This is a genomic window from Bogoriella caseilytica (assembly GCF_003752405.1).
GTDB lineage: Bacteria > Actinomycetota > Actinomycetes > Actinomycetales > Actinomycetaceae > Allobogoriella > Allobogoriella caseilytica.
In genome coordinates this window covers 2650621-2662137 of record NZ_RKHK01000001.1, presented here as the reverse complement: position 1 = coordinate 2662137, position 11517 = coordinate 2650621, and the positions used below count along the sequence as shown (strand labels likewise).

11 protein-coding genes and 1 pseudogene are annotated in these 11517 nt (G+C 69.8%); 3 read left to right on the top strand and 9 right to left on the bottom strand.

Annotated elements, in window-relative coordinates:
• The first annotated feature begins 158 nt into the window (after window positions 1–158).
• The 3 genes from EDD31_RS11955 to EDD31_RS11940 all read left to right on the top strand — a co-directional run bounded on the left by EDD31_RS11955 (window position 159) and on the right by EDD31_RS11940 (window position 3899).
• Entirely contained in the window at window positions 159–779 is a 621-nt protein-coding gene (locus EDD31_RS11955) for a M23 family metallopeptidase (RefSeq protein WP_123305491.1), read from the top strand.
• A gap of 211 nt (window positions 780–990) precedes the next feature.
• The gene (locus EDD31_RS14900) at window positions 991–3096 is read left to right on the top strand and encodes a TPM domain-containing protein (RefSeq protein ID WP_211336115.1); all 2106 of its coding nucleotides are present in this window, start codon (window positions 991–993) and stop codon (window positions 3094–3096) included.
• An 86-nt stretch (window positions 3097–3182) separates the two neighbouring features.
• Entirely contained in the window at window positions 3183–3899 is a 717-nt protein-coding gene (locus EDD31_RS11940; protein ID WP_123304351.1) for a PspA/IM30 family protein, read from the top strand.
• A gap of 52 nt (window positions 3900–3951) precedes the next feature.
• Here EDD31_RS11940 and EDD31_RS11935 read toward each other — a convergent pair whose 3' ends face one another.
• From EDD31_RS11935 to EDD31_RS11895, 9 genes and pseudogenes are all read right to left on the bottom strand, one after another.
• A complete protein-coding gene (locus EDD31_RS11935; RefSeq protein WP_123304350.1) occupies window positions 3952–4896 on the bottom strand; it encodes a tyrosine recombinase XerC in 945 nt (314 codons plus the stop codon).
• A gap of 92 nt (window positions 4897–4988) precedes the next feature.
• Window positions 4989–5408: pseudogene (locus EDD31_RS14810) on the bottom strand (DNA glycosylase AlkZ-like family protein); the annotation flags it as partial.
• A gap of 33 nt (window positions 5409–5441) precedes the next feature.
• Complete coding sequence (gene dprA, locus EDD31_RS11925) at window positions 5442–6569, bottom strand: DNA-processing protein DprA (RefSeq protein WP_123304348.1); 1128 nt, start codon at window positions 6567–6569, stop codon at window positions 5442–5444.
• Complete coding sequence (locus EDD31_RS11920; protein WP_123304347.1) at window positions 6566–8095, bottom strand: YifB family Mg chelatase-like AAA ATPase; 1530 nt, start codon at window positions 8093–8095, stop codon at window positions 6566–6568. The genes dprA and EDD31_RS11920 overlap by 4 nt, the downstream gene beginning before the upstream one ends.
• Window positions 8092–8454, bottom strand: coding sequence for a YraN family protein (locus EDD31_RS11915; protein WP_123304346.1), 363 nt, complete (start codon window positions 8452–8454; stop codon window positions 8092–8094). The genes EDD31_RS11920 and EDD31_RS11915 overlap by 4 nt, the downstream gene beginning before the upstream one ends.
• 145 nt (window positions 8455–8599) lie before the next feature.
• A complete protein-coding gene (locus EDD31_RS11910) occupies window positions 8600–9334 on the bottom strand; it encodes an anti-sigma factor (protein ID WP_123304345.1) in 735 nt (244 codons plus the stop codon).
• On the bottom strand, window positions 9318–9851 hold the full coding sequence (locus EDD31_RS11905; RefSeq protein ID WP_123304344.1) for an RNA polymerase sigma factor: 534 nt from the start codon (window positions 9849–9851) through the stop codon (window positions 9318–9320). The genes EDD31_RS11910 and EDD31_RS11905 overlap by 17 nt, the downstream gene beginning before the upstream one ends.
• A 26-nt stretch (window positions 9852–9877) precedes the next feature.
• Window positions 9878–10600 carry a class F sortase gene (locus EDD31_RS11900; RefSeq protein ID WP_123304343.1) on the bottom strand — a complete coding sequence of 241 codons (723 nt, stop codon included), beginning with the start codon at window positions 10598–10600 and terminating at the stop codon, window positions 9878–9880.
• 7 nt (window positions 10601–10607) lie between these two features.
• Window positions 10608–11432, bottom strand: a complete 825-nt coding sequence (locus tag EDD31_RS11895; protein ID WP_123304342.1) for a DUF4397 domain-containing protein — start codon at window positions 11430–11432, stop codon at window positions 10608–10610.
• Window positions 11433–11517 lie beyond the last annotated feature (85 nt).

The window sequence follows — 11517 nt, the reverse complement described above, 5'->3', positions numbered from 1 at the left end:
CAGACGCCGGGCCGTACCGCACAGCCGGGAATGCGGGCCGGTAGGTAGGCGCCGCAGCCCGCCATCTCATACACAGATGCCAATCCGCACGCCTCCTCGCCCACATCGGCTACGCCGATCCAGACGGGAGGACGGTGGTGCCCGGGCACGCTCATGCCATGCGCCAGCTCCTGCTACGTCTCACGCTCGTGCCGCCGATAGTGCTTGCCCTGGTGCTCCTCGCGGCGCTGCCGGTCGGCGCCTGGCCCGTGGACGGCCGGGAGCTCACTGACGGTGACACCGCACCGGCGGTACGGACCAGCTCCGAGAGATCCGTCGGCACATCCACGGCTCCGCGGAGCGCCCAGATCCCCAGCACGCGCGGCTACGTCTGGCCCACCGGCGGCGCAACGGAGGTGCTGCGCGGATTCGAAGCCCCCTCGGATCCCTGGGGCCCCGGGCATCGTGGCGTGGACCTGGCACACCCGGCCGGAGAAGAGGTGCTCTCAGCCGGTGCCGGCGTCGTCGCCTTCGCCGGCTGGGTGGTGGACCGCTACGTGGTCTCGGTCGATCACGCCGACGGGCTGCGCACCACCTACGAGCCTGTCGAACCGTCCGTCGCTTCCGGTGATGCCGTCAGCGCAGGTGACCTGCTCGGCCATCTCGCGTCCGGGCACTGCCCGGCATCAGCAGAATGCCTGCACTGGGGTGCGCGGACCGGGCCGAACAGCTACATCGACCCCATGATCCTCCTCGACGAGCGGCCAGTGATCCGGCTGCTTCCCGTCGGACGGCGGTGATCAGTCGGCCCGTCCCGCGATGGAGTACCAGCGCTCGATGCCTGCGGTCATGCGCCCCCAGACACTGCGCGCGGCACGGTCCTGGTGCCGGCCGAACTCGGCCTCACCAGCGAAGGCCTCCTGAACCCGTCAGCCTGACCGTGCCCATCCGGCCACCGTAGGGGTTCGCCGCACGTTGCTCGAAGTGCCGTCCCCGGGGAAAGATCAGTACGTGAGTCTCCGCGCCGCACGTGTGTTCTCAGCCGCCCTCGCCTCTGTCGCTCTGGGGGTGGTCACCGCTCTGCCTGCTGCAGCGGAGCCTCCGGCCGACCTCACCGGTCAGGTTTACGACTCTGCCGGTGCCCTCAGTGACAGCGATGTCGCCGAGGTACTGGAGGCCTTCGACCGCGTCGCCGCGGAAACGGGGCAGGTGGTCTTCGTGGCCTTCGTATCGGACTTCGATGGTGCCACCGGAGGAGACTGGGCGGTCGAGAGCGCTGTCAGTTCGGGTCTCGGCAGCAACAATCCACTGCTGGCGGTGGCGATCGATGAGGGCGCTTGGGGTGTCAGTGGCGACGACAACGCGCCCTACTCCCCCGAAGCTCTGGATCAGCGAGCCGGCCAGGACGTGGTACCTCACCTCTCGCAGGGTGATTGGTCGCAAGCGGCCATCGCCTTTGCCGAGGCCGTCGAGGATCTCGCTGCAGAGGACTCAGATACCTCTTCCGGAGAGCACACCGGCGGATCGGGAGGCGGGTTCGGCACCGGAACGCTCCTCGTGCTGGTGTTGCTCGCTGGACTCGTCATCGGAGGCTACGTCCTGTATCGCTGGTGGCAGCGCCGCAACGCACCGCCACTGGGACCGGATGGGAAGCCCTTGCCGCCTGGCCACCCGCTCACCCTGCCGACTGAGGAACTTGCTGTTCGGGCAGGCCAGGCGCTGCTGGAGACCGACAATGATCTCCGGTCCTCGGACGAGGAACTGGGCTTCGCTCAGGCGCAGTTCGGTCTTGAGGCTACCGACCGCTACACCGCCGCCCTGAATGACGCGAAACAGCTGGGCCAACGCGCGTTCTCGCTCCGCCAGCAGATTGACGACGGCACCATCGATGCAGAGGATCACCAGCGCCAGGCATACGCGGAGATCCTGTCGTTCACTGAGAGGATCGGCGAAGCCCTCGAGGCCCAATCGAGTCACTTCGCCACGCTGCGCGACCTCCAGGCCAAGGCTCCCCAGGCTCTGGCCGAGATGGGCCAGCGGGCCGATGAAGTGAGCTCTCGCCTCGACGGTGCCCGGGCACGCCTGGCCCACCTCGGCACCCAGTACCCCCAGACCGCCCTCGCTTCCGTGGCCGCCGCACCTGATGAGGCAGAGCAGCTCCTTCAGGCCGCGCGCGACTCGGTGTCCACCGGGCAGCAGTGCGTCACCGACGGTGACCGCCAGACAGCAGTGACGCATCTGCAGATCGCCGAGGAGGCCATCGGTCAGGCGGCCGAGCTGTTGCGTGAAGTCGACCAGTCCGGCGCCATGCTCACCCAGGCCGCGGAGGGCCTGCCCTCGGCCATGGACTCCCTGCGCGCCGACATCAACGATGCGAACCGCCTTGCTCCGAATGATCCCGAGGTCACCGCCCGCCGGGATGAGGGCACAGCCGCTCTCGAGCAGGGCCGGCAGGCGCAAGACGGTGGCGACCCTATTGCTGCCCTGCAGCGCGTCGAGCAGGCTGAGACGGGCCTGGACAACATCCTCGCTCCCCTGCGCCAGGAGGAGGAGAATCGCCGGAGAGCGGTGGCGCAGTTGGTCAGCCGGCTGCATCGCCTTGATGCCCGCATCACGCAGATCTCCTCGTACGTCTCCACCCACCGCGGCACGGTGGGGCAACAGGCGCGTACGCGGCTCTCGGAAGCTCAGCGTCTCCGCAACGAAGCTCATGCCCTTCAGCACCAGGATCCCGTGAGAGCCCGCGAGGTAGTGGGCCAGGCGGAGCGTTTGGCGGACCAGGCGGAAGCTCTCGCCCAGCAGGACCATCAGGGCTGGGGTGGAGGCTTTGGCGGCGGTTTCGGTGGCGGCCATCAGGGCGGTCAGCGCGGCGGAGGCATCGACGTGGGTTCGCTGATCCTCGGCGGGATCCTCGGCGGGATGGGCAACAACAACCGCGGTCACCGCGGCGGATGGGGCGGCGGTAGCTCGTGGGGTGGCGGGTCGCGAGGTGGCTCCCGCGGCGGCTTCGGTGGGGGCTCCCGCGGCGGCTTCGGTGGGGGCTTCAGCGGTGGCGGGCGCCGCGGAGGCGGAGGCAGCTTCGGCGGCGGTCGCCGCGGCGGCGGCGGCCGGTTCTGAGCCTCCACGGGCAGAGCCCGTCGGAACCCTGCACAGCACAGGCCCGTTGAACCAATCAGTGACCGAATTCTACGAAGGGCAGCACCATGGCACAGAAGCAGACCATCCTCGGCCGAATCAGCCAGCTGACCAAGGCGAACATCAACGCCTTGCTCGACCGCGCCGAGGATCCGCAGAAGATGCTTGACCAGCTCGTGCGCGACTACACCAACTCCATTCGCGAGGCCGAGGACGCCGTCGCCCAGACCATCGGCTCGTTGCGCCTGGCCGAGCAGGACCACGCCAGTGACCTGGAAGAGGCCAAGGACTGGGGCAACAAGGCCCTGGCCGCAGCGAACCGCGCCAGCCAGCTGCGCGAAGCAGGCAACGCCGAGGAGGCCGAGCGCTTCGAGAACCTGGCTCGCGTCGCCGTGGGCAAGCAGATCGCCGCGGAGGATTCGGCCAAGACCGCAGAGCCGGCCATCGCCTCCCAGCGTGAGGTGGTGGAGAAGCTCAAGACCGGTCTCACCCAGATGCGGACCAAACTGACGGAACTGACCACCAAGCGCGACCAGCTGGTGGCCCGCGCCAAGACAGCCCAGGCGCAATCGACCGTGCAGAGCGCCCTCTCATCGATCAATGTGCTCGACCCCACCACGGAGGTCTCCCGCTTCGAGGATCAGGTGCGGCGCGAGGAGGCACGGGTGGCCGGTCACGCCGAGCTGCAGGGCGCCAGCTTGGAGTCACAGTTCGCTGAGCTCGAAGACCACAGCAGAGACGCCGAGATCGAGGCCCGGCTGGCCGCCCTGCGCAAGGACCAGTAGCGCCATCACCGGCACCCCCTACACCCAGGCCCACCCCCACGTCGCGAGGCTCTCAGGCGCGGGGGTGGGCCTGGGTGTAGGTGGAACGCAAGCGCTCCGGCGTGACGTGGGTGTAGCGCTGGGTCGTGGCAAGCGAGGAATGCCCGAGGATCTCCTGGACGGTGCGCAGATCGGAGCCACCGGCCAGCAGGTGCGTCGCCGCCGAATGCCGCAGACCGTGCGGCGAAAGATCGGGAACCCCGGCCCGGGCAGCGAGACGGTGCAGGGCGCCGCGCAGCGTGCGCGGATCGAGCCGACCGCCGCGCACGCCAAGGAAGATCGCCTTGCCCGAACGCTCCCCCAGCAAGCTCGGGCGCCCGTGGTCGAGGTACTCCTGCATCGCGCGTGCGGCCGGCATGCCGAAGGGCGCGACCCGTTGCTTATCTCCCTTGCCGGTGACGCGCAGAATCCGCTCACCAAGGTCAAGATCGCCAAGGTCCGCGCCGAGGAGTTCGCTGATGCGAACGCCCGTGGCATAAAGGGCTTCGAAGGCAGCCCAGTCGCGCAGCGCTGCAGCATGGACGCCGCGCGACTCTGGATTGGTGGCGTCAACGTCGGCTTCCTCGGCCGCCTCCCGGGCGGTCTCCAGGAGCGCAACCGCCTGCTCGGCGCCCAGCACACTGGGCAAGTGCCGATCCGGGCTGGGGCTCCGCAATCGCGCCCCCACGTCACTGGGGAGGTGCCCGCTCTTCGCGGCCCAGGCGGTGAAGGTGCGTACGGCGGCCACTCGGCGAGCCAGGGAAGACCGCGCCAGGCCCCGGCGCTGCTCGCCGGCGAGCCAGCTGCGTAGTGCGCTCAGGTCGAGCTTCGCGAGCTCCTGCTCGCGCTCCTCCAGATGCGTGAGGAGCGAGCTGACGTCCCCCTGGTAGGCGCGCACGGTGTGTGCGGAGAGGTTGCGGCGCAGGCGCAAGTGCCGGGCGAACCCCACCAGAAGCTCCTCATGCTCGGCCACCGTCATGCCGTCACGCTATGACGCGGGCAGCTATGCCACGTCACGCCACGCCCGGCCGGCGCGGCGGACCAGCAGGCGGGCCCGATCCCGCTCGCAGGTCAGCCCCGGATGGCCGCCATGCTGCGAGCGAGCGCCGCGGAGACATCGGCTGGGGTGAAGAGCTCGACCTCCGGGCCCGCTGTGCTGCGCTGCGCCGGGGCAGGGGGCCGCCAGCGGCCGATGATCTCGCCATCACGGATCAGGATCGGCACGACCATGCCGTTCTTCGCCGGGCCGATAATGGTGCGAATCTCCGCCGGGGCTACTCGCGAGCGGTCGGCGTATCCGATGTAGAACTCCTCGAAGCTGGGCAGGGCATGCACCTCGGATGCACGAGTCGAGGGCCGAGAGGCCGTTGCAGCGATGTACTGGCCGCCGCCAATCTCCCGGACGCGCGTACCTGCCCGCGTGGCAGCCGCACGGGCCTGTCCTGTGGGCGGTCCAGCCCACCGGGCGGGGACTTCCGTCGTCGCCGGTCCGTGCCCTGCGACATCCTCGGCCCATACGCCTACTCAGCGCGCTCGACGCCACTGAGAGCCGTGGCGCTCGACGCGTTCGGCAAGCTCGAGCCGGCCAAGCGCCGATCGCACTTCTGCCGGCGCCACTCCCGCGACTCGCGCCAGGTTGGCGGTATCGGCCGCGCCACGCGCCGGCATCGCATCGAGCACCCGCGATTCCAGTGGCGCCAGGCCGTCGAGCAGCGAGGGCGGACTATCGGGCTCCCGAGGTGCGCTCGCACTGATCGGACCGCACAGTTCCACCGCTTCTGCCGCATCGGTCACGCACACAGCGTGCTGTTCTCGCATGAGGCGATGGCACCCGGCCGAGGCCGCGGAGGTCACCGGCCCGGGCACCGCTCCTACGGGGCGCGACAACCCTGCTGCATGAGCGGCGGTCGACAGTGCTCCGGAGCGCCAGGCCGCCTCGACCACCACGGTCGCCAGCCCCAGGGCGGCGATGAGCCGGTTCCTGGCGAGGAATCGATGCTTGGTCGGCGCGGCTCCAGGCGGGTACTCCGAGATCACCGCGCCGGTGTCGATGATCTGTTCCAGGAGGCGAGTGTTGCCGGCTGGATAGAGCCGGTCGGGGCCACCGGCCAGTACCGCCACTGTGTCGCCATCGACGGCGAGGGCACCGCGATGGGCCGCGGCATCGATGCCGTAGGCACCACCGGAGACGACTGCCAGCCCTCTCTCGGCCGCCCCGGCCGCCAGATCGGCTGCTTGCCGTTGTCCGTAGCTGGTCGCGCTGCGCGCCCCCACCACGGCCAGGCCCGGCGCCCGAGAGAGGCGGCCGCGCACCCACAAGGCATGAGGTGCCTCGAAGCCAAGGTCGTCCAGGGCGGTGGGCCACTGCGTGTCACCCGGCACCACGAGCTCACCGCCGAGCCGCTGCAGCACTTCCAGCTGGCGTCGGATCTCGAGAGTCTCCAGGCGTGGCGCCCAGCGGTCGACGGCTTGGCGCCACCGGGGATGGCCGGCGTCGATCCGCCCGTCCAGCACGTGCTGGACCCAGTCCAAGGCCTCGGCCGGGCCGAGTTGGGCCACGAGCGCACCGGCCACGGGGTCTGGGTGTTCGACGAGCAGGCTCCAGCTGGCGGCCGCGAGGCGCTCCTGCTCGCTCATGGGCTGGTCAGTCATGCGCTCCCCCGAAGCGCCAGCGCGGTGCCGGCTTCGTCGATCGTCGGATGGTCCTTGCCGGCCAGGTCCGCGAGCGTCCACGACACACGCAGCACGCGGTCCAGGCCGCGCTGACTCAAGGCTCCCCGCTCGAGGGCCCGAGACAGCACCGTTCTGATGTCGTTCGGCAGTCCGCGATCGGACGAACGCAGCCATTCACCTGGGACCTCGGCGTTCGTGCTCCACGGCGTGCCGGCAAGGCGCCGGCGCTGGCGCTCCCGTGCCCGCGCCACCCGGGCCGCGACGGCCACGCTCGGCTCCGGCTCCTCGGACAGCGCGAGCGAGGCACGCGTCAGTGGCGGGACCTGGACGTGGATGTCCACTCGATCACGCAAGGGCCCGGAGAGCCGCCGCATGTAGCGGCGGCGTTCATTCGGGCTGCACGTGCAACGGTCCCCCTTGCCTGCGGCGAGCCCGCAGGGGCAGGGATTCGCGGTCATCACCAGCTGGAATCGCGCAGGGTATCTGGCCTGGCCGCCGGACCGTTCGAGGATCAGCTCGCCGTTCTCCAGCGGCTGGCGCAGACACTCCAGCACTGTGGGCTTGAACTCGGGTGCTTCGTCCAGGAGGAGCACTCCGCGATGCGCGCGGCTGATGACGCCGGGCCGGGGCAGCCCGGAGCCGCCGCCGACAATGGCCGGCTCAGTGGCGGTGTGGTGCGGAGACTCGAAGGGAGGGCGGCGCATCAGGCCGTGCTGCGGCCGGAGCGTGCCGGCGATCGAGTGGACGGTCGAGACCTCCACCGCTTCGGACTCGCTCAGATCGGGGAGCAAGCCCGGTAGCCGCGCTGCGAGCATCGACTTTCCCGTGCCCGGTGGTCCGAGCAGAGAGAGGTGATGACCACCCGCAGCGGCCACCTCGAGGGCAAAGCGAGCCTCATCCTGTCCGCGCACATCGGCGAGGTCAGTCTCGGCGCGCCGGGGCGGCGGCGGTGGTGCGGTGAGCACGCTGCTTGCGGCTTCAGGCACGTGTGCCTCACCGCCATAGCTGCGCACCAACTCCCCCAGGTGCCTCACGGCGCGGACCTCGGCACCGGGAACCAGCCGCGCCTCCTCAGCATTGGCCTCCGGGACCACCACCTCGCACCGGCCGGCGGCCACTGCCGCGGCAACGGCTGGGAGCACGCCAGCGATAGGACGCAGGGAGCCATCGAGGCCCAGCTCGCCCAGGTGCACCGCCCGGCCTGCACGTTCCCGGTCCGGCAGGCCGGCCGCAGTGAGCACGGCGACTGCCACCGCGAGATCCAGGCCCGTGCCCGTTTTGCGCACCGAGGCCGGTGAGAGATTGACGGTGGTGCGCCGTGGCGGCCAGGTGACGCCCGAGGAGTGCACGGCCGCCCGCACGCGCTCACGGGCTTCGTTCACGGCCGCATCCGGCAAGCCGACCACCGCGAAGGCGGGCAGCCCTTGGCTCATGTGGGCCTCGACCTCGATCACCCGCCCCTCGAGCCCGGTCAGGGTGACGGTCCAGGTCCGGCCGAGGCTCATCGCTCCCCCACCCCGGTGAGGTGGTCGATGCGGACCGACCCGGAAGGCGGAACGAGCACCGCCATGACATCGATGCGCACGGGACCCGGCTGGGGATGGGCCTCGAGCCATGCCCAGGTCAGCACGCGGAGACGGGTCAGCTTGGCCCGGGTGATCGCCTCACTGGGGTGCCCGAAGGCGTCACTTCGCCGAGTTTTGACCTCGATGATCACCAGTTCGCCCTCCGGCGCCCGGGCCACGATGTCGATCTCGCCGAGCGAGCACCGCCAGTTGCGGTCCAGGACCGTCCAGCCCTGCTCCGTTAGCTGCCGGACGGCAATACTCTCGCCGTGTCGTCCCACGGCATCCTTGGCACGCATGCCACCACCTCCACCGCCGACTGTGGCGGCGGCGGGGCCTCAGCCGCTCGGCCCTCGCCCCGCCCTGGGGAGGAGAGTGCAGCCGCGCTCCGGCTTGTGGACTCAGCCGCGGCGTCGAAGGAACACCGCGGCACCGCGAACGGGCTCAGCCCTCCAGCTGGCCGCGGACGATGCTCTCACCGGAGTGGTTCGGATCGCCGTCGAAGGGTTCATGGGAGACATCGACCACGGCGAGTTCCGCCAGGTCCAGACCGTCGGGGAGATCGAAGGTGCCTTCCTCACCGACCAGCATGCCCACGCTCACCAGCTGCGAGACCTCCTCATCGAGGAGCCAGACCTCGCGGTAGCCGTCCGGGACCTCGCCGGTGACCTCCACGTGCAACAGCAAACGTCCATCGACTTCCTGCACGCGAGCCTGGCCGGCCTCCTCCCATCCCGGTAGGGGGTCAAGGTCAGCGGTCGCCACCGTCGTCTCCGGCACCTCGGTCTCCTGCAGCTGACCGATGACCAGCGTTCCGGCAACGCCGGCCACCAGACCCGCGGCGAGCCAGGTGACATGCACCAGGCGACTGCGACGGCGCGGGGTCTCGCGCCGTCCGGCCGGACGGGAGTTGGGGCGACGGCGTTCGCGGGACGCGCCGGCCTCGGGCCGCTCACCCGTGCTGGGCGGCGGCGAGATCTCGGCGAGAACACGCTCCCACACGTGCTCCGGCGGCGCCTCCAGCGGCCCACCGCTGCGGGCCGCGGTCACCACCGCGCGGAGGCCGTCGACCTCGTCGCGGCACCGGCCACACTCGAGCAGATGCTGCGCCTGGTCGGCATCCGGGTGGAGTTCTCCGAGCGCTATCAAGGCGAGGGGGTCGTCATCGATGTGACGCATGGCTTCCCTCCATCCGAGTGCGCAGGCGCTTGAGGCCGCGGGTGATGTGGGACTTCACTGTGCCGAGCGGAAGCCCCGTCTTGGCGGCGATCTCGGCATGGGTCAATCGTCCGTAGAACGCCAACTCGAGGACGTCTTGCTGTGGCGGGCCGAGATCGGCCAAGGCTTGGGCAACCACCACCTGGTCGACGATCTCCTCGCTGCGGTCGGGTTCGGCGACCTCGGCCGCATGGTCAAGGTCGACCTGGGAGGCGCCGTACCGCCCCCGATGGACGTCAGCGATGGTATGCCGGGTGATGCCGATGAGCCAGGCTGCCATCGGAGCGCGCTCGGGGTCGAAGCGATCCCGGGATCGCCACGCCTTGACAAAAACCTGTTGGGTGACATCTTCCGCGTCAGCGGCATTACGCAGCGACCGCAGGGCCAGGGCGTACACCATGGACGAGTGCGACTCGTAGACCGACCGCATGGCTTCGGGCGCGCCATCGCGGAAGTCCGCACTGTCTGTATCGATCATCCCAACCTCTAGCGCTGCGCTGCGACCTACGAGGTGGCCAGCGTAGCCGTCACAACGGCGTTATCGGTGTAACTGAGCACATCGTCCTGCCATTCTCCGTCGCACGTGAAGAGAACGAGCCGGTGGTCACCCTCGCGGCGGAAGTGCTCGCTCAGGTCGATCGTGGCCTTGGGGATCATCTCAGATGACTCGACCACATAGGTCAGGCTGGCTCCGTCCTCGCGCGTGACCTCAATCAGGTCGCCGGGTTCCAGATCGATGAGGTTGCGGAGCGGTCCGAGGGGCGTGATGTTCGATCCTGCGTGTGCCGCGAGCACCACGGTGCCGCTGTCCGCTCCCGCCGTGGGGCCAAATCGGTACCAGCCGGCACGAGCGGCATCCTCGGGAATCTCCATCTCGCCGTCAGCTTCCACACCCACCGGGTCGATGGGCAGATCAGCGTCGAGGGCCGGCACCTCCACGCGGACCGGTGCGCTCTGCTCGCGCGGAACGGGTAGCTCGGCTGCGGACGTGATGGGAATGTCTCGCGCGATGGTGCTGGTGCGGGGCGGGGTCACATCGTCTTCCTGGGCAGCCGCCCCGGACTCGTCCGGTGCGTCGCCGCGGGAAGGAACCTCGCGAGGTGCGTCCGCCGTCGGTTCGGCGACGGGAGGAACCCCCGCCGCCGAACCGACGCCGTCAGCCTCATCGGTGGACGTGCAGCCAGTGATCACCAGCAGTGCGACCACTGTTCCGATGAGTCGTCTCATGAACGCCTCAGGCGCGGTTGCGCACCAGGGCGCGCCCACCGAAGACGGCGGCGAGAACAGCGGCACCGAGACCGCCGATCACCGCTGCGAGCGGCAAGCCGCTGGGCTCCTCCACGGGGACCAGACCGGTCGGCACACCGGACGGGGCTGAACCGAGGTAGTCAATGGTCTGGATGGCGATATCGAGGCTGTCGTCCTCGAGGCTGCCCCAGGCGTAGACGATGGTGTGGGTTCCTTCTTCGACCATGAGGTCGGCGGGGCCGATCACCGGGTCGGTCGTTCCGGCTGCCGCCACGGAGGCCGAGACGGTACCGGCGGGGAGCTCCAGGCTCTCCTCCGAGCCGTTGGCCAGGTCCATGATGACGGCCTCGTCGCCCGCCAGCACGTCCACGGCCGGCGCAGCGGCAGTGTGACGCACGGTCAAGCGTCCCTCACCGGCAGCGACCTCGCTGATGTCGTTCATGAAGAACGACGCGGTGGCCTCGCCGTCTGCGTCGAGGTGTGCCACGGCGGTGTAGTTGCCGCCGGCCTCGAGATCGAGGTCGATCGGACCGAGCACCGGGTCGGAGTCGTCTTCGGCGTCCGCCGCGGTGATGGCGACCGAGTACGTTCCGGCCGGTAGCTCCAGCGGGCCGGCCAGCGTGGCGGGCTCGAAGTCGTCGAGGGTGAGTTCGCCGTCGACATAGACATCAACGGTCATGCCAGGGACTCCGTGCAGCACGGACAGTGCCGCAGGGTCTGACTGCTCAGCCGCAGCGGGGGCCGCCATGGCAATGAGTGCGAGGCCGGTGGCGGTGGCTACCCCGGCGCGGCGTCGGGCGGTGGTGCTCATGAGCTTCTCCTCGTGTCGTGAATGGTGCTGACATGAGGTATTCGTCGAGAAGTGCCCGTTTGGATGCATGCAAAGTCATCCTTTC

Coding starts and splice junctions, on each gene's coding strand:
- EDD31_RS11955 (WP_123305491.1), top strand. CDS start 159: ATGCGCCAGCTCCTGCTACGTCTCACGCTCGTGCCGCCGATAGTGCTT.
- EDD31_RS11940 (WP_123304351.1), top strand. CDS start 3,183: ATGGCACAGAAGCAGACCATCCTCGGCCGAATCAGCCAGCTGACCAAG.
- EDD31_RS11935 (WP_123304350.1), bottom strand. CDS start 4,896: ATGACGGTGGCCGAGCATGAGGAGCTTCTGGTGGGGTTCGCCCGGCAC.
- dprA (WP_123304348.1), bottom strand. CDS start 6,569: ATGACTGACCAGCCCATGAGCGAGCAGGAGCGCCTCGCGGCCGCCAGC.
- EDD31_RS11920 (WP_123304347.1), bottom strand. CDS start 8,095: ATGAGCCTCGGCCGGACCTGGACCGTCACCCTGACCGGGCTCGAGGGG.
- EDD31_RS11915 (WP_123304346.1), bottom strand. CDS start 8,454: ATGCGTGCCAAGGATGCCGTGGGACGACACGGCGAGAGTATTGCCGTC.
- EDD31_RS11910 (WP_123304345.1), bottom strand. CDS start 9,334: ATGCGTCACATCGATGACGACCCCCTCGCCTTGATAGCGCTCGGAGAA.
- EDD31_RS11905 (WP_123304344.1), bottom strand. CDS start 9,851: ATGATCGATACAGACAGTGCGGACTTCCGCGATGGCGCGCCCGAAGCC.
- EDD31_RS11900 (WP_123304343.1), bottom strand. CDS start 10,600: ATGAGACGACTCATCGGAACAGTGGTCGCACTGCTGGTGATCACTGGC.
- EDD31_RS11895 (WP_123304342.1), bottom strand. CDS start 11,432: ATGAGCACCACCGCCCGACGCCGCGCCGGGGTAGCCACCGCCACCGGC.